The 18,383-nt window shown below is 27.9% G+C and carries 19 protein-coding genes and 1 tRNA gene; 15 read left to right on the top strand and 5 right to left on the bottom strand.

Annotated features, from left to right (window positions below; translation table 11 throughout):
* Positions 1-60: 60 nt before the first annotated feature.
* Complete coding sequence (arfB, locus tag METOK_RS07115; protein WP_013867544.1) at positions 61-744, bottom strand: 2-amino-5-formylamino-6-ribosylaminopyrimidin-4(3H)-one 5'-monophosphate deformylase; 684 nt, start codon at positions 742-744, stop codon at positions 61-63.
* A 253-nt stretch (positions 745-997) separates the two neighbouring features.
* On the opposite strand from arfB, the gene METOK_RS07110 reads away from it, so the two are divergent.
* From METOK_RS07110 to METOK_RS07095, 4 genes are all read left to right on the top strand, one after another.
* On the top strand, positions 998-1,762 hold the full coding sequence (locus METOK_RS07110; protein ID WP_013867543.1) for an NAD+ synthase: 765 nt from the start codon (positions 998-1,000) through the stop codon (positions 1,760-1,762).
* 107 nt (positions 1,763-1,869) lie between these two features.
* Positions 1,870-2,313 carry a toprim domain-containing protein gene (locus tag METOK_RS07105; protein WP_013867542.1) on the top strand — a complete coding sequence of 148 codons (444 nt, stop codon included), beginning with the start codon at positions 1,870-1,872 and terminating at the stop codon, positions 2,311-2,313.
* A 127-nt stretch (positions 2,314-2,440) separates the two neighbouring features.
* Positions 2,441-3,076, top strand: a complete 636-nt coding sequence (locus tag METOK_RS07100) for a 2,5-diamino-6-(ribosylamino)-4(3H)-pyrimidinone 5'-phosphate reductase (RefSeq protein ID WP_048058096.1) — start codon at positions 2,441-2,443, stop codon at positions 3,074-3,076.
* Between the two features lie 194 nt (positions 3,077-3,270).
* The gene (locus METOK_RS07095) at positions 3,271-3,471 is read left to right on the top strand and encodes a histone family protein (protein ID WP_013867540.1); all 201 of its coding nucleotides are present in this window, start codon (positions 3,271-3,273) and stop codon (positions 3,469-3,471) included.
* A 103-nt stretch (positions 3,472-3,574) separates the two neighbouring features.
* Here METOK_RS07095 and METOK_RS07090 read toward each other — a convergent pair whose 3' ends face one another.
* A complete protein-coding gene (locus METOK_RS07090) occupies positions 3,575-4,627 on the bottom strand; it encodes a transcriptional regulator (protein WP_013867539.1) in 1,053 nt (350 codons plus the stop codon).
* Positions 4,628-4,866: 239 nt separating this feature from the next.
* Between METOK_RS07090 and METOK_RS07085 the strand changes: the two genes are divergently transcribed.
* Both METOK_RS07085 and trm5b read left to right on the top strand, forming a co-directional pair.
* Positions 4,867-5,244, top strand: coding sequence for a hypothetical protein (locus METOK_RS07085; protein WP_013867538.1), 378 nt, complete (start codon positions 4,867-4,869; stop codon positions 5,242-5,244).
* Positions 5,245-5,363: 119 nt separating this feature from the next.
* The gene (gene trm5b, locus METOK_RS07080; protein ID WP_013867537.1) at positions 5,364-6,401 is read left to right on the top strand and encodes a tRNA (guanine(37)-N1)-methyltransferase Trm5b; all 1,038 of its coding nucleotides are present in this window, start codon (positions 5,364-5,366) and stop codon (positions 6,399-6,401) included.
* A gap of 73 nt (positions 6,402-6,474) precedes the next feature.
* Here trm5b and METOK_RS07075 read toward each other — a convergent pair whose 3' ends face one another.
* Complete coding sequence (locus METOK_RS07075; RefSeq protein ID WP_013867536.1) at positions 6,475-8,019, bottom strand: replication factor C large subunit; 1,545 nt, start codon at positions 8,017-8,019, stop codon at positions 6,475-6,477.
* 344 nt (positions 8,020-8,363) lie between these two features.
* Between METOK_RS07075 and METOK_RS07070 the strand changes: the two genes are divergently transcribed.
* The gene (locus METOK_RS07070; RefSeq protein ID WP_013867535.1) at positions 8,364-8,753 is read left to right on the top strand and encodes an HTH domain-containing protein; all 390 of its coding nucleotides are present in this window, start codon (positions 8,364-8,366) and stop codon (positions 8,751-8,753) included.
* Between the two features lie 88 nt (positions 8,754-8,841).
* Here the strand turns inward: METOK_RS07070 and METOK_RS07065 are convergent, their stop codons facing one another.
* Positions 8,842-9,162, bottom strand: a complete 321-nt coding sequence (locus METOK_RS07065) for a monovalent cation/H+ antiporter subunit E (RefSeq protein ID WP_013867534.1) — start codon at positions 9,160-9,162, stop codon at positions 8,842-8,844.
* 230 nt (positions 9,163-9,392) lie between these two features.
* Here METOK_RS07065 and pfdA point away from each other — a divergent pair, with 230 nt between their 5' ends.
* On the top strand, positions 9,393-9,833 hold the full coding sequence (pfdA, locus tag METOK_RS07060; RefSeq protein ID WP_013867533.1) for a prefoldin subunit alpha: 441 nt from the start codon (positions 9,393-9,395) through the stop codon (positions 9,831-9,833).
* Between the two features lie 677 nt (positions 9,834-10,510).
* Positions 10,511-12,112, top strand: a complete 1,602-nt coding sequence (locus tag METOK_RS07055; protein ID WP_048058095.1) for a DEAD/DEAH box helicase — start codon at positions 10,511-10,513, stop codon at positions 12,110-12,112.
* Positions 12,113-12,383: 271 nt separating this feature from the next.
* On the opposite strand, the gene METOK_RS07050 is transcribed toward METOK_RS07055, so the two are convergent.
* A tRNA-Val gene (locus METOK_RS07050) sits at positions 12,384-12,457 on the bottom strand.
* Between the two features lie 256 nt (positions 12,458-12,713).
* Between METOK_RS07050 and METOK_RS07045 the strand changes: the two genes are divergently transcribed.
* The 6 genes from METOK_RS07045 to METOK_RS07020 all read left to right on the top strand — a co-directional run bounded on the left by METOK_RS07045 (position 12,714) and on the right by METOK_RS07020 (position 18,339).
* Positions 12,714-13,784 (top strand): nucleotidyltransferase family protein, encoded by a 1,071-nt coding sequence (locus METOK_RS07045; protein WP_013867531.1) that lies wholly within the window; start codon positions 12,714-12,716, stop codon positions 13,782-13,784.
* A 33-nt stretch (positions 13,785-13,817) separates the two neighbouring features.
* A complete protein-coding gene (locus METOK_RS07040; RefSeq protein WP_013867530.1) occupies positions 13,818-14,513 on the top strand; it encodes an RNA ligase partner protein in 696 nt (231 codons plus the stop codon).
* Between the two features lie 170 nt (positions 14,514-14,683).
* Entirely contained in the window at positions 14,684-16,303 is a 1,620-nt protein-coding gene (locus tag METOK_RS07035) for a type I restriction-modification system subunit M (protein ID WP_013867529.1), read from the top strand.
* A 41-nt stretch (positions 16,304-16,344) separates the two neighbouring features.
* A complete protein-coding gene (locus METOK_RS07030; RefSeq protein WP_013867528.1) occupies positions 16,345-17,610 on the top strand; it encodes a restriction endonuclease subunit S in 1,266 nt (421 codons plus the stop codon).
* A 104-nt stretch (positions 17,611-17,714) separates the two neighbouring features.
* Positions 17,715-18,017 (top strand): nucleotidyltransferase family protein, encoded by a 303-nt coding sequence (locus METOK_RS07025; protein WP_013867527.1) that lies wholly within the window; start codon positions 17,715-17,717, stop codon positions 18,015-18,017.
* Entirely contained in the window at positions 17,980-18,339 is a 360-nt protein-coding gene (locus tag METOK_RS07020) for a HepT-like ribonuclease domain-containing protein (RefSeq protein ID WP_013867526.1), read from the top strand. Before METOK_RS07025 ends, METOK_RS07020 begins: the two co-directional genes overlap by 38 nt.
* Positions 18,340-18,383 lie beyond the last annotated feature (44 nt).

The raw sequence follows: 18,383 nt of genomic DNA, 5'->3' as shown, positions 1-18,383 counted from the left end.
ATATCTTTATTTTTACATTTTTTGAGATATTATTTAATTCTTAATTATTTTAATGTTAATTTATTTTTTATCATTACTTAATTCTTTAACAATTTCTACACATTCTGAGATGGCTTTTTTTAGAATCTTTTCACCAAGCCCCCTATCAATTTTTACACCATGCTTTTCAACAAATTTTGCCTCTTCATCTATGTATTTATTTTGTTCTCTGGCTTCTTTTAATCCAACCATACCTATTTCAGGATATTTATTAAAGTCATGCTCTTTTAATCGGTTTTCAGCTTCATCAGCTATTCCAATTACACTTCCAACAGAGAGCTCCTCCGTTGCAGCATGGGTAAATGTTATATTTTTTAATATTATTCTTACACTATACTGGTTCTCCAAGTCATTTAATAGATTGGATATAAGTGTATTTCCACCATGACAGTTAATTATTAAAAATTTTTTTACACCAAGCTTTTTTCCTTCATTTATAATATATTTTAAATATTCTATAACTTCCTCTGGTTTGTTGTGTATTCCGTGCTTTACATAATCATACTCAGTAGATGGTAGAACCACGCCTAAAAATTTTGCACCAGTTAATATTGCTACATTTAAAGATATATATGAGGCTATTTTTGCATCGGTATCTATTGGCAAAATTGAACCATGGTTTTCCAAAAAAGAACCCAATGCTATTATTCCGACCTCATGAACATTTTTGTTTAATATGTTTCCAGAATTCAACCTTAACTGCACAATATCACCAAAATATTTTAATCAAATGTGAAGTTATATAATATTAATATTTTTATTAAACATATAAACTACCCTATATATAATCAAAACATATTATAGAATATAATTAAAATATAACATTTTTAAAGAAATATTAAAATATAATAATATATAATTAATAAAATATTAAAAATAATAAATATATTATAGAAAATTATTAAAATTATAAAAATAATTAATAAATAAAATAAAAATACATAAAAACGGTGATATAATGGATTATGAAGAATTGACGGATAAATTAACTAATTTTGTAAATAACATGGTTAAAAATGCCAATGCAAATGGGGTAGTAGTTGGTTTAAGTGGGGGCATAGATAGCTCATTGGTGGCTACCTTATGCGTAAAGGCACTTGGAAAAGATAAAGTTTTAGGTATAATAATGCCAGAGAAAAACTCAAATCCTATGGATAAGGAACATGCTGAATTAATTGCAAAAAAACTTGGCATAAAATATATTATTTCAGATATAACAGATATTTTAAAGGCATTCGGAGCAGGAGGGTATGTTCCAACAAGAGAGTTTAATAAACTTGCAGATGGAAATCTTAAACCAAGAATAAGGATGTGTATCTTGTACTACTTTGCAAATAAAAATAATTTACTTGTTGCAGGGACTTCAAATAAATCAGAAATATACATGGGTTATGGAACAAAATATGGGGATTTAGGAAGTGATTTTTTATTAATAGGGAATCTCTTTAAAACGGAAGTAAGGGAGCTCGCAAAATATTTGGGTATTCCCAATGAAATAATAAACAAGGCACCATCAGCAGGACTTTGGGAAGGTCAAACCGATGAAGCTGAGCTCGGTATAAGCTATGAACTTCTCGATAAAATTTTAATAAGAATTGAACATAATATGGACAAAGAATCAATTTCAAAGGAATTGAATGTGCCTATTTTAACAATAGATGATATTCTAAAAAGAATAGCCTTAAACAAACATAAATCAGAACCATTACCTATTCCAAAATGATTTTAATCTTAATTTTAATATATTTTATATGTATTATTTATTTTATGTATATTATTACACCATATTGGTTTTTGCATTATTAAGATTTTTTTATTTATTGTGATAATATGAAAAGAGAGGAATACTTTTTAAAACTTATTGAAACCATTGACGAACTTAAAGAGGAAAGTAAAAACGGCAAACCAATACTTGTTGAAGGAAAAAAGGACATTGAATCATTAAAAAAATTAGGGATAGATGGTAATTTCATAACTGTATCACATACGCCTTTTTTTGAAATTGCAGATGAGCTCGTAAAAAATGGTGTTAAAGAGGTTATTTTATTAACCGATTTTGACAGGGCTGGAAAACACTATGCCAAGGAAATCATAGAAGAACTGGAAAGCAATGGTATCAAAGTAAATACCAATATTAGAAGGGATATATTAATATACAGTCATGGTGATTTAAAGGACATTGAAAGTTTGTATTCTTATATTATTAGGAAATGTAGGGAATACCAATTCAGCGGTAAATGTATGGAATTTATAATGTCCGAAGACGGCAAATAATATATTATTTTAAAGAAAAATATTATTACTGTTTTAGACATATTCATTTAAACTTTATTATTTAACTTTATTCGAGGTGGTATTTTTGGGTGAGCTCCTTAAACCTTATGTTATCTCCAATGTTGGAATGTCATTGGATGGAAAATTGGCAACAATTGACAATGATTCAAGAATTTCAGGTGAAGAGGATTTAAAAAGAGTCCATAATATTAGAAAAAATGTTGATGGTATAATGGTGGGCATAGGAACGATTTTAAAGGATGACCCAAGATTAACAGTTCATAAAATAGATGCAAAAATAGGGGATAATCCCATAAGAATTGTCATCGATAGTAATTTAAGGATACCATTAAATGCAAGGGTATTGAATAAAGATGCCAAAACCATAATTGCCACGACTTTAAAGGATACTCCAAATAAAATAGAGAAGATAAATAAATTAAAAGATATGGAAAATGTAGAAATAATTAGAACTGGAATTGAAAAGGTAAATCTAAAAAAATTAATGGAAATATTATATAAAAAAGGCATAAAAAAGATACTTTTGGAAGGAGGTGGCACATTAAATTGGGGCATGTTTAAAGAAAATCTCGTTGATGAGGTTAGTGTATATGTAGCTCCAAAAATATTTGGAGGAGTAGGAGCTCCTACTTATGTTGATGGGGAAGGCTTTAAAACCGTTGATGAGTGCGTAAAACTAAAATTAGAAAAATATTATCCCTTTGATGAGGGAATAGTCCTTGAATTCAAAGTTAAAAAATAGCATAAATATTATAAGTTATGTTCGGAATATATCTATCCTTCTATTACAATATTAATTTATTATTTTTAAGATATACAAAAATAGAATGTAAATAAAACCGAAAAGTTTAAATATAGGTAAAATACCAACTTAAAGTATAATTAAAATAGATTACATACTTAAATCTAACTATTAAATAAAGATAGGTGATATATATGACAGAACTTCCAATAGCTCCAATGGAAAGAATATTAAAAAAAGCTGGTGCTGAAAGAGTAAGCAGAGAAGCCGCAGTTCTTCTTGCTGAGCAATTAGAAGAAATAGCAATGGATATTGCTCAGACTTCCGTAGAATTGGCAAAACATGCTGGTAGAAAAACAGTAAAAGCTGCTGATGTAAAAATGGCATTGAAATAATTTCTATTTTATTTATTTTATATTTATTATGTTTTTATTTACTTTTTAATTATTATATTGGTTTTTAGTTTTTATATATTTTATATACTTATATTAAAATTTATTATTTACTGGATGAGGTATTTCTACTTTTATTTATCAAATAATCAAATAATTCAAATGCATCATCCATTTTTTCCAATTCTTTTATACTTATGGTTTTTATATTTCCTATATCTCTTGCTCCCTTTTCTAAAATTAATAACGAATGACTATTTAATATAGATGATAATTTATTTACAATTAATGCTTTCTTTCTAGTTTCTTCGGTTTCTGTTTCTTCAATATTTGTTAATAATAATGCATTTATGTTGTATTCCTTATACTCATAAATATCATGTTTTTCAGCAACTGCATCAAATGGAGCTTTTTTTGTCTCAATCATGTTAAATCCCAATTCATCAAGTAATTTCATAACATGCATTTTAAATTCTTCCTCGTATCCACTACTGCTATTATTGTCGTGTTCATTACCATACTTGTCGTATTTATCATATTTATTATATATATTATCCTCGTTGTTTGTTTCAGTGCTTAAAGGTCCATTGTTGTAATTTAGTTCCAAAGGTATTCCTTTGACCAATGGAGCATCTAAATACTGTTCTATTTTTAAAGCAACTTCAATAGAAGGATTTGCTTTATTCTGTTCATATTTATATATGGCTTTTCTTGAAACATTTGAAAACTCTGCGAGCTCACCTACTGAAATATTTAATTTTTCCCTAATTTCTTTCAGTGCCTCTCCATCAATATTTACAAAGAATCCACCCCTGCCTGCATAAATAATAGGGGGACTACCTTCTAAATATAATTTAAAAGTTCCAAGTGTTATTGCCTTTACATTGTGCCGTTCATACACCACATCATTTTCCATTGGAACATTCCTTGTTCTTACCCCGATTAATAATGGAATAGCATTTAATATACGAGATATCTTTATAAGTTCCATGGACTGTTCATGGCTTAAACTGTCTATATTTTTTAATACTTTTATTAGATATTTTTCATCATCTTTTCTAGCAAGTATATCAAAGCATGACCTGCTAAATGACTGTGAAACTATAAAATCATATTTGGTTAATAGGTCCATACACTCTGAAATTATAATCTCTCTCATAATCCCACCTATCTCTATTTTTTAACATATATTTAAATACACCGATAATATCTAATTCTAAACTACCTACTATATATTATTTACGGAAATATATATAAATATATTTCTTCATATAGTGGTAATAATAAGATAAAATAATAGTATGGTAAGATATAACAATACAATAAGATGATAATAAATTTAAATAACTATAATATAATAATATAATTACATATATTGATATAAAATAAAAGGATAATATGATAGAATTAAGGGGAAAATCTGCAAAAGAACTTATTAAAAGGATTGATAATCTAAATTTTGGTGATGAAAAGGAAATATATATAAACACAGAATTATCCAAAAATTTAGTTATTGAGCTATTGGAGAACTCAAATATTGAGATTATATATTTGCCAAAATCAAAATATGAACGAACAAATAAAAAACTAATTGAAGCATTAAAAGACATTGGTTTGGAAGTTAAGCCCATAACGGTAAAAACAGGGAGACCTTCAAAAAATGAAGAAATTATATCTAAATATCTTGACAAACATCCAAAAGAGATTTCAGAACTAACTGGAATAAACTTAAAAACTGTTGAATATCATTATTATAAACTTAAAAACAAAGTATAAATTCACATTTTTAATTAATTTTTCTTTTTTAATAATCTTTTATTCTCATATTTAATTAAAAAGCAAAATATATTTAAATTAATAAGGAGTAAGTTAATCTCCAATATCTCGGTGATTGTATGGTAATCTGTTGTAAAGTTGATATAAAAGAAGGGGAGAAGATAAGAAGATTTCTTTTAGATAATAATTTACTAAATAAAAATTATAGCTTAAAAAAAGAAGACGATTATTTATACATCCCCTTGATAAATTTAAATGAAGATATAAAAAAAGATATAAATGAGCTGATTAATAAAATAATTAATAAAATTGAATTTGTTGAAGTGAATGATGAATATCTAAAAAAAGCAAAAAAAAGACAGATGAATTTTAGAGGATACTTACTTAAAAACTTTAAAAAAGAAGTAGAAGAAGGACTTATAGCTTTATCCTACGATGTTATTGGAGATATTGTAATACTTCAAATATCGGATGAAATTAACGAAGAAATGAGAAAAAAGATAGGAAAAACTGCATTAAAATTAATTCCATCCATTAAATCAGTGTTTAGACGAAAAAGCAATATAAAAGGAGAGTTTAGAATTAGAGAGTTAGAGCTCTTAGCAGGTGAGTATAGAACTTTAACACTTTATAAAGAAAATGGTTATAAATTATGGGTGGATGTTGAAAAGGTCTATTTTTCACCTAGATTGGGATGGGAGAGAAAAAGAATCATGGAAAAAGTAAAATTTGACGATGTTGTTGTTGATATGTTTTGCGGAGTTGGTCCATTTTCCATAGCATGCAAAAATGCAAAGAAAATTTATGCCATAGACATAAATCCTAATGCCATAGAACTTCTTAAAAAGAATATAGAATTGAACAGACTCCAAAATAAAATAACTCCAATCCTAAAAGATGTGAGAATGGTAGATGTAAAAGGAAATAGGGTAATAATGAATCTTCCTAAATATGCTCACTTATTTGTGGATAAAGCCCTAAATATTGTCGAAGATAATGGTATAATCCATTATTATACTATTGGTAAGGATTTCAACGATGCCATTGAGTTATTTAAATCTAAATGTAATTGTGAGATTTTGGAAAAAAGAGTTGTAAAATCCTATTCTCCAAGAGAGTATGTGTTGGTATTGGATATATTGGTTAAAAATATATAAATAAAATAAATAAATAGATAAATATAAATAAAATAGAATATAAGCATGGAACTTTAAGAAAGAAATTAAAATTTTAAAAAAACGCTTCCAATGTTATTTGTTTAGGCTTTTCTTTATTTTTATCCTTCTTATCCTTTTTAGCACTGGATGGTTTGGATTTGTTATCATCTGTTTTATTAAATAGTTCTTTTTCTTTTTTCTCTTTATTTTCAGTATCTTTAATAATTTCTTCAATAGTTTCAATACTGTCTTTTAGATTTTTTTCGTTATTATTTACTTTTTTATCTTTAATCTTCTTTTTCTTTTTAGTCTCATTTTTATCTTTTTCTATTTCAGAAGTCTTTAATTTTGATTTTAATTTTTCTTCTAATTCTCTTTTTTCCTTTATTATCTTAAATATCTTTTTAGCAGTGGTTTTATTTGTTAAATATTCCACTTCATCAACAGTAAATTCATAAAATTCTACGAGCTCCGCTCCAAGTTCGGGATTTGATTTAAGTATAAGTTGTAGATATGATAAATCTTCTCTGGCTCTTTTGGTGGCTACATGGGTTTTTGAACTTATTTTATTAAGTATTTTGTTTAAAATATTTCGTTTTGCCTTTGTTTTCATAAGTTTTGTAAATACCGTAGGTCTAACATAAGAAACAAAACCTCGGTATTTTTCATCCTTTGCAAGAGCTACTCCCGCAGTCATGAGTGCAGAGGCATATCTCCAAAGCCCATAATACTGCCTTTTATAAACTCTTCCTAAAAATATATCTGCCTTTGAAAGATAATCATAAGCACGGACTATATCCTCTTTCTTTTTGTATTCCCTTGGTATATTCTCGGCAATCCACTCTTCAACAGTTCCAATATCTTCCTTTACATCATACACAGAAGATACCGCAATATCGTAATGTGTGGTTTTAAATATAATTCTTATGGCATCAAATATATTTTTTTCAACATCCCTATCTGGGAGCTCCTTAACCTCTTCTAGATTTAAATCATTTCCAAGGGCAAGGGATTCTAAGTCGTTAATGGCAGCCCTAACATCGCCACCTGCATGTTTTGCTATTATTTTAAGAACACTATCATCTACATTAAAACCTTCTTTTAGAGCTATTCTTCTCAATACTGGGACTATGGAATTTGTATGAACAGACCCAATTTTCACGATTTTACAGGCATTTCTCAAAGACATTAACGATGGTTTGTAAATATCATTTGCAGTTAATATTATAGGATTTTTTGCTGTTTTTATTATTTTTAATATCTCGCTCACCCCTCCCCTATCGCTGTTTCCCGATATTCCATCAACTTCATCCAAAATAATCAGAGCTCTTTTTCCAGATAATGACTTTGAAACTGATGCACTTCCAACTACCTGCTTAATAACATCCTTATTTCTTTTATCACTTGCATTTAACTCAATTATTTCAAAACCATAATCATTTGCAAGGGCATTTGCAAGTGTTGTTTTACCGCATCCCGGAGGTCCAACAAGCAGAACAGGTTTTACAGGCTTACCCTGTAAATAATCCTCAATCCATTTTTTTAATTCTTCTTTAATTTTTGTATTTCCAACAACCTCAGCCATGGTTTTTGGTCTGTATTTTTCAACCCAATTCATAAAATCACCAAAAAGATATGAAGATATAATAAAATATTATAATAAAATATAATATTATAATAGAGTATAATAAAATATAGTAAATGATGTATAAATGTAAATTAATATATAAATAAATTTTAATATATAATTAAATATAAATAAAGCTAAATAAGCGTTATAAATTGATAAAATCATATGCTAAATAAATATACTAACTAATAATGTTAATAAAATTAAATAAATAATAATATAATATATATTATGGTAATTATAAATTATTGTTAATTGTAATTATAAATTAGTTATATGTATTTTTTATATTTTTATGTATATTTTGAATAAACCATTTCTGTGATAGATATATGCCACCTGAAAGATTGGATTTTAAGAAATATGGAAAGAATTTAGATTTTTGGACATTTTTAGAACATGCCTACGAGAAAGATTTAAAATTAGATTTAGGTCATTTTATAATATTGTGCATATTGTTAGAAGTTAATAAAACATACGCTAAACTTATAGAAGAGTTTGGGAAAAAAAAAGCCAGAAAAATACTGGAAGAAAAAGGAATATTTTCAAAAAATTCTGATTATATATCTGGTGAATATTTAAAAAAATATATTAACAGGGAGAGCCGTGGAGCAGTTCATTCAAGAATTAAGGATTTAAAAAGTTTGGGTTTTGAAATACACACTAAACCAGGTTTTTTAGGAGGTTATAAATTGTTAAAAACGCCTGAATGGTTTAAATAATTAATGTAAAAAAACTTTAAAATAAATACATATAATAACATCAAGTTTAAATATCTTTAATATATAGATATATAAAAATTATTATAATTTAGTCAAAAATTTTTTTAATATATGGTTCAAATGGGATGATTTCATCCCTTTTCCTTGGACTTATTGTGGCAACTTTTAATACTCTTTTTTCAGGAGACAATCCTATTGTTAATGTTCCAGGTGTTAAGGTGATACTACATGCTAAAAGAACCTGACCTATTAAATTATTAATATCAGTTTCTATTTCAACAATTTGAGGATTTATACTCCCATTTATACTTCTTCCTACAACATCAAGCCATGCTTCACTTAAAGCCTTCAATAAAACAAATACATAACCTACGACACCGAAAACATTCATGATATCACCATATAGCATAATAACAATAATAATAGATTATGCAAAACTAAATTTATAATTATTAATAATTATAAATAGATATATATAGTTTGTGATTTATAAACCATAAAAATAAGATGTATAAAGAGGAATTAAAAAAATTTAGAAAATAAAATATAAAATATAAAATGAATAAAAAAATATAAAAGTAAATATAATAATAGAAATTAATATTTATATTGAATCACAGGTAATTGCAGGTGAAAAAAATGACAAACGAAGAGATACAGAAACAATTTTATGAGTTGGAATTATACAATCAGCAGGTTAAAAAACTTCAAGATGAGCTCGGGAAAATAGAGATTATGAAGATGGAATTAATGAAATCTATTGAATCCATGAATGGATTGAAAGAATCAAAGGAGATTTTAATTCCATTAGGCGGTGGAGCATTTGTAAAAGCAGAGGTTATTGACAGTGAAAACATTATAGTTGGAGCTGGTGCAGATGTGTTCCTTGAAAAAAACATAGACGAAGTTGTTGAAGACTTCAAAAAGTCCTCAGAAGAGCTAACCAATGCAGAAACCATGATTAAAGAACAGATAGAAAAAACTGTCAAATTTATGGAAAAGATGCAGAAAGATTTGGAGAAAAAAGTTAAATTGATGGAAAGTCAAAAACAACAAACTCCTACGGCTCCTGCTCAATAATTGAGATATGGATGTCCATAATAACTATAATATACTTAACATATAATTTTATAATAATTTTTATAAAGTCTCCAAAATAAATTCTGATAAAAAATATAATAAAATTTAGAAAAAATTAATAATAATACCAAACTATATATATGATAAAACATAAGTATAAATAAGTTTTTAGTTAAATTTAGCTAAATTGAAATTAAGCGGAAATCTTTGATTTGATATTTATACACCATATAATTGAAGAAGATTATTTTTTCAATTTAAAAAGTTTTTAATTTTTTGGTAATTTAGCTAAAAATGTGGTGCTTCCATATTTAACCTTTAATATAAGTATCCGTGGAAGTGCCAGTGCTTTCACATACTTTATCCAAAAATGGAAAATCTGCATGATGATGTATTGATGTATATGGCTTTTTTGGAGATATTATATAGATAGTGGGAGCTCACATAACATCATATTTATTCATATTTTGTTATATACAGTAATACATATCATATATAATATGTGATACATGAATAATACACATGAAATAATTAAAAAAATTAAAATAAAGATTAATAACGATTAAATAAGGGGGTTAAAACTTACTTCTATGGACTATTATTTTATAATATTGGGACATTTAAGAGTTAGTTTTATACCCTCCCGATAAAAATTAAAATAGGTTGATTATATGACTATGGCAGAATTTAAAGAATTAGGATTATCTGAAAATGTAATAAATGCATTAGAAAAAAAAGGATTCACAAGTCCAACACCAATTCAAAAGAAAGCAATACCTATCTTATTAAAAGGAAACTTGGATATTATAGGACAGGCACAAACTGGAACTGGAAAAACTGCGGCATTTGGAATACCAATGATTGAAACACTTAAAGAGGATTCAAAGGATGTTCAGGCACTTGTTCTTACACCAACAAGGGAGCTCGCAATACAGGTTTCAGATGAGATAAACTCATTAAAAGGAAATAAAAAGTTAAATATACTTCCTGTTTATGGGGGGCAGTCAATAACTGAACAGACAAGGAAATTAAAAAGAGGGGTTGATATTGTTGTAGGAACTCCTGGAAGAATATTGGACCACTTAAAAAGAGGAAATCTAAAATTACACAATGTTTCTTATGTTGTCCTTGATGAAGCTGATGAAATGCTTGATATGGGCTTTATAGATGATGTTGAGGAAATTTTAAGATATACAAACCCCGATAAAAAAATGCTTCTTTTCTCTGCCACATTACCTAGGAAAATTATGGGATTGGCTAAAAAACATATGAGAAAATATGAAGTAATAAGTGTTAAAAAGGAGCAATTGACAACAGATATGGTAGAACAGATTTACTATGATGTTAGGAGCTCCGATAAATTTGAAGCATTGTGTAGAACAATAGATATGAACAATGATTTTTACGGATTGGTATTCTGTAAAACAAGGGCCGATGTAAATGACATAGCAAATAAGCTTGCAAATAGAGGATATAAGGCAGAAGGTATTCATGGAGATATTGTTCAAAATCAGAGAGAAAGAATATTATCCAGATTTAAAAACAAAAGGTCAAATATCCTTGTAGCAACAGATGTTGCAGCAAGAGGTATTGATATAAATAATCTTACCCATGTTATAAATTATTCCCTTCCACAAAATCCAGAATCTTATGTTCATAGAATCGGAAGAACAGGAAGAGCTGGAAAAAAAGGAACAGCAATTACATTTGTTCAACCAGATGAATTTAGAAAATTGAAATACATAAAGAAGATAGCAAAAACAGATATTGAAAAAAGGGAGCTCCCAACTGTGGAAGATATTATCCATGCTAAAAAGTCATCAGTTATTGAAAATATTTCAAAGATTGTGAGCTCAGGTGAGGTTAGTCAAGAATATCTTGATATTGCTAAAAAATTATTGGAAGAAAATAACAACGATGCCGAAAAAGTTATAGCATCCCTTTTAAAATATAGTTTAAACGATGAATTAAATGAAAAAAAATATGGCAAAATCAAGCACAGTAGAAATAGTAATGTTAAAGAAGTTAAAGAGGGTCAGACAAGATTATTTATAGCTCTTGGAAAAAAAGATGGAATGAACCCTAGAAAACTTGTAGAGTATATTGAAGATGAAACAGGTGTAAGAGGTAGGTATATAGATGATGTTGCAGTATTTGAAAACTTCTCATACATTACAGTTTCTTCAAGGGATGCCGATAAGATTATGAAGACACTTGGTAGAACTAGAAGAAATGGAAAGTCTATTGTAGATTATGCTAAACAGAGAAGGAACTATTAAATAATTTATCTTTTTTATTGTTTTAATTTTATTTTTTTAGGATTATGAGTATCTATTTATTTTCTATTACTTTTTATTTTATTATTCTTATTTTCTTATTATATATTCTTATTATTAATTAAATCTATATATGTATATTAATGAATATATATTCCTAAGCGAGCTTTAAAAAAGCTCGCCAAGCAAAATCCAACCTCCACATTCGTGTCGGTTGGAACCTAATAAATAGTGTATGTATATTAATGAATATATGCTCCTAAAATAAAAATAGTGGGCCCAGCCGGATTCGAACCGGCGACCCTCGCCTTGTAAGGGCGATGTCATAGCCAACTAGACCATGGGCCCAATGTGCTTTTGATATTTCTTATATTATAAGCTTATGGGTTTTTCTTTCCCATGATATTTCAGCAAAATAACCAATGCAACTATCATATATAAAGATTTTGGTTTAGTGATTATTTTTACACTACCGTTAATTAGTATATTATATAAGTAGGTATCTTAAATTATCTTAAACTTATATCTTAAAGTAATATTTTAAAGTATTTAAAAAATAATTCGTAGAAAATTAATATAAAACATAAAAATGTAAGAGGGTAATATGAGCTCACATTTAAAAAATTTTTTAAAGGATAGGAATGAAATAATAAAGTATTCAAAAGAAAAGGATAATAATTGTATAAACCATCTAAAAAAGATTATTGATAATATCAAATCCAAAAAAGAGGGGGAAGAAAAACCAAGTAATATTGTTGCAGATTTCACAGAATACAATCCATTACATAATGGGCATAAATACTGCTTAAATGAAGGTAAAAAATACGGTATCTTTATAAGTATTCTTCCAGCACCGCTTGAAAGAAGTGGAAGAGGCATTCCATATCTTGTTGATAGATATATCCGTTCTGAAATGGCTATAAAAGCTGGTGCAGATGTGGTTGTTGAAGGTCCTCCTATGGGAATAATGGGCTCTGGTCAATATATGCAGTGTCTTATAAAGATGTTTTATAACATAGGGGCGGAAATTATACCAAGAGGGCATATTGAGGAAAATGCCATGGAAAAGGTCATAAACTGTATAAATAGTGGATACCATATAAAAGTTAAGCCCTATAATGTATCATGCATTGAAACGGGTGAGCTCCTATGTGAAAAACTTGAAATAGATAATTATGTTATAGCTTCTATGTCAAATACTATTTATAAAGTTAATAAAAACTACAATATCAATTTTAATCCAAAATTTGTTTTTATAAAACGAATAGAAGGCATAAGTGGGACTAAAATTAGAGAAAGCATACTTAACGGAAAATTTGATGAGATAAGAAATATGCTTCCAGAAACCACATTAAATATTTTAAAGAGATATTATGATAAAGGGAAACTTAATAGTATTATTTTAAAAAGGTTTGAAGATAGGATACTGGAAACTGCAAATGAATATGATTTAAAAAGATATATTCCAAAACATATAGCAGAATATTTAGAAAAGAACAGGCCTTATACTACTGTTGATGAGATAAAAAATGCTATTCCCTATGGATTTTCAAGACATTATAAAGAGAGAATCATATCAAAGCTCGAAGCTCGAATAGATAATAAAATTATTTCTGAATATATAAAAAATTATCCTTCAAAGATAAAAATACTTGCAGTAAATGACGATTTTTAATTAAATAATTAAATAATATAAAATGGTGATATTTTGCAAAAACAAAGATTTTGTTTGGATACTACGGCAATTACAGATAGTGAGGTTAGAAAATCGCTTGGGGCAAATACGATTTCTGAATCTGCTGAGATGATACTTGATTTAATATCAGAATCAAGGGTTCATTTGGATATTTCATGCCATATTCCGTATCCAAGTGTATATGATGAGCTCGCAGGATTTTTGAAAAGGGAGGGGTGTCCAGAAGAAATTTTAATTAAAGTAGATACTTGGCTTGTAAAGAAAACACCAAATAGGTATGAAATAAAACTCCCAGCAGAGATACTTTATGAATATATAAAGGATTTAAGGGAAAGAATAAACAAAGGCATGAGAATAAGTGAAAATGCAATGTATGAAACAGCATCAGAAGCTTATGTGCTTTCACAGGATGACAAGTTAAAGGATGAAAAAGATAAGAAAGATAAAAAATTATTAATAGATGATGTTTTATCAAAAACTGTAAATTCATTTAGGAATAAATATAGAAGTGCTTTGAGAACTGGAACTCTTGATAGTGCCCCAGATTTAGATGTGCTATTACTTGCAAAGGAGCTCGACGCCGCAGTGGTGGCAAGTGATGAAGGTATTGAAAAATGGGCTCAACGCCTTGGATTGAGATTTGTTAAGGCAAGGGATTTTCCATTTATACTTAAAGAATATTTAAATGTCTATGGAAAGAAGATTTAATTAATATATTAATATTTATTTAATATTTATTAATTTATATTTAGTAAAATTAACATATTCGTTATTACAGTTATTTAACTTTAAAATAAAAAACATTTAAAAAAGATAAAACATAATTTACATTAAATTACTTTATTTTAATATCTGCTATTATTTAAAAAAGGGATAATATGAAGTTAAAGAAGAAACAGGAAATGTTAAAAAAACTTGAAAAAACATTATGGGGTAGTGCTGAAAAACTAAGGGGTAGTGTTGACCCTTCAAGATATAAAGATATAGTATTGGGCATTATATTCTTAAAATATGCTTCTGATATGTTTGAAGAAAGAAGAAGAGAATTAATTGATTTATCTAAAAATCCCAAAAGTGATTATTATTGTGAAACAGAAGATGAGCTCATAGGACTTTTAGAAGATAATGAGGAATATATTTCTGAAAATGTTTTTTATGTTCCTGAACAATCAAGGTGGGATTATTTAATAAAAAATGCGAAAAATCCAAATATTGCCAAGTTATTGGATGATGCAATGATTTTGCTTGAAAAACATAACAGTAAATTAAAGGGAGTATTACCTAAGGAATATGTAAGGGCAGAAATTCCACATGAGAAATTAGGGGCATTACTTGATTTATTTAATAATATTAATTATAAGGAATTTATAGAAAACAAGGATGAAAGTATAGGGGATGTATTCGGAACAATTTATGGGTATTTTATGAGGAACTTTTCCCAGAAATTGGGGCAGAAAGGGGGTGAGTTCTTTACTCCTGAATGTATTGTAAAACTGCTTGTTGAGTTGGTGGAGCCGTTAAGAGGTAGAATATACGACCCTGCATGTGGTAGTGGTGGAATGTTTGTTCAGAGCTCTAAGTTTGTAAAGGAGTATTTAAAAAATGGAAATGGTATAGATTTAGCAATATATGGTCAGGAGTTGAATTCCTCAAATGTTAGAATATGTAAAATGAACCTTGCGATACATAGATTATCCCATGACCAGATAAAACAGGGAGACACGCTATCAAATGATAAACATAGGGATTTAAAAGCAGATTATATTATTACAAATCCGCCGTTTAACTACAAGGATTATGACCAAAAGGTTTTGGAAGGAGATGTAAGGTTTCCCTATGGAATTGTTCCAAAAAAGGCAGAAAATGCAAAAAGTGGGAATGCAAACTTTTTATGGATACAGCATTTTATTTATCATTTATCGGATAATGGCATAGCTGCTTTTATTATGGCTAATGGTTCCCTATCTGCTGGTGGTAAAGAAGGGGAGATAAGAAAAAAGATAATAGAAGAAGGTATTGTAGATTGTATAATATCACTACCTAATAAGATGTTTTATACTACGCAAATTCCCGCTTGTATATGGGTAATAGACAAAAACAAAGAGAATGGAAGGTTTAGAAGTAGGAAATGGGAAACTCTATTTATAGATGCAAGGGAAATTTACACCCCCGTAGCAAGAAATCAGAACGAATTTTCAGATGAACAGATTAAAAAAATAGCTGATGTTTATAGATGTTATAGGGGAGAGGATGGCTATCCAGATTATAAGGATGAAAAGGGATTCTGTAAAGTTGCTACGATAGATGAAATAAGAGAACAAGATTATATTTTAACTCCTGGGCGTTATGTTGGAATTGCAGATGTTGAAGAAGACTCAGAACCTTTTGAAGATAAAATGGAAAGATTGACTAAGGAATTATCAGAACACTTTAAAAAATCGAGAGAATTAGAAGAAAGAATAAAGAATAATTTAAGTGAATTGGGATTTAAGGCATAATTTTAATTTTTATTATTAATAAATTTATATGTTGTGATATTATGGACGATTTATATTTACCTGATGGTTGGGAAGTTCGAAAATTGGGAGAAGTTGCAAATGTTATAGGGGGTGGGACTCCTTCCACTAAAAAATCTGAATATTGGAACGGTGATATACCATGGATTACTCCCAAGGATTTATCTAATTATATTTTTAAATATATATGTAAGGGAGAAAGAAACATAAGTCGAGAAGGGCTTAAAAATTCTTCTGCAAAATTACTACCTCCTGGAACCATTTTATTATCATCCCGAGCACCAATTGGTTATGTGGCTATTGCTAAAAATGAACTTACAACTAATCAAGGATTTAGAAGTTTTATAACTAATGAAGATAAATTAAACTATGAATTTCTTTATTATTGGTTAAAAACTAAGAAAAAAGTATTAGAAAGTTTGGCTGGAGGTTCCACTTTTAAGGAAATATCTGGAACCACTATAAAAAATTTAGAAATCCTACTTCCACCACTTAAAGAACAGCAAAAAATAGCCGAAATATTATCAAGTTTAGATGATAAAATTGAATTAAACATTAAAATGAATAAAACATTAGAAGAAATGGCAAAAACAATTTTTAAAAGATGGTTTATAGATTTTGAATTTCCAAACGAAGAAGGAAAACCATATAAAAGTTCTGGTGGAGAGTTTATAAATAGCGAGCTCGGAGAGATACCGAAGGGTTGGAGTATCAAACCTATAAAAAATATATTGAACTTTATAAGGGGGATTGAACCAGGTTCTAAATATTATACACTTATAAAAAAAGAAAACCATATTAGATTTATTCGAATTAGAGATTTAAATTCTAATTCTGAAAAGGTATATATTCCAAAAGAAATGGCAAAAAATAAAATTTTGAATTCTGAGGATATTATAATATCATTAGATGGAAGTTTGGGTGTTGTAAAATTTGGATATAATGGTGCTTATTCATCAGGAATACGTAAAGTATGTCCAATATCAGAATACGATATTCCAAATATGTATATATACTGTCTTTTAAAAAGTGATAATATTCAAAACACTATAAAGAATTATGCTAGTGGGACAACTATATTACATGCTGGAAAATCAGTAGAACACATGAAAATAACATTACCTAAAAAAATAGATGAGATGAAAAGAATTTTAAAATTATTTGGAGATTTAACAAAACCCATATTTAACCAAATTTTAAATAATCAAAAAGAAATCCAAACCTTAACTAAAATAAGAGATACACTACTACCTAAACTTATCACAGGGAAAATTAGAGTAAAACCATAATATATCCAATTAATTTTAAAATATAAACTTTATATTTATTTATAAAAAAATGTTTGATTTATCTTTTAATTTACGGAACTTATCGGAGCTCCGAAGGTGATTATATGAAAACCTTAAACGAAATTAAAAAGATTATCTTAGAACATAAAAAGGAACTAAGAGAAAAATATAAGGTTAAAACTATCGGAATATTTGGAAGTTATGCAAGAGGGGAACAAAAGGAAACATCAGATATAGACATATTAGTTGAGTTTGAAGAAGGATACAAAAATTTTGATAATTTTATGAATCTTTACTATTATTTAAAAGATATTTTTAAAACAGATGTTGATTTATTAACCAAAGAAAGCATTTCTAAGCATTTAAGAAATGAGATACTATCAGAGGTTGAGTATATTGAAGGATAAAAGAAAATACTTACTACATATACTCGATGAGTGTGAATATTTGCTAAACACATCACATAACTTAGATTATAATACATTTATAGAAGACGAAACATTAAAACGAGCATTTGTTCGAAGTTTGGAAATAATTGGTGAAGCTGTTAAAAACATACCAAATGAAATAAGAGATTCTCATCCAGAAATACAATGGCGAAATATCGCAGGCATGAGGGATGTTTTAATTCATAAATACTTCGGGGTAGATTATTATTTAGTTTATGATGTAGTAATAAATAAAATTCCAAAACTAAAACCCATCATTGAAAAAATTTTAAAAGAGTGAATAATATATAAGTCGGAGCTCCGAGGGGAATATATATTAGGTGA

The organism is Methanothermococcus okinawensis IH1, assembly GCF_000179575.2.
In the GTDB taxonomy this organism is placed as follows: Archaea; AGJL01; Methanococci; order Methanococcales; family Methanococcaceae; genus Methanofervidicoccus; species Methanofervidicoccus okinawensis.
Note: the sequence above shows the minus strand (reverse complement) of the source record. Positions and strands in the feature narration are given on the sequence as shown.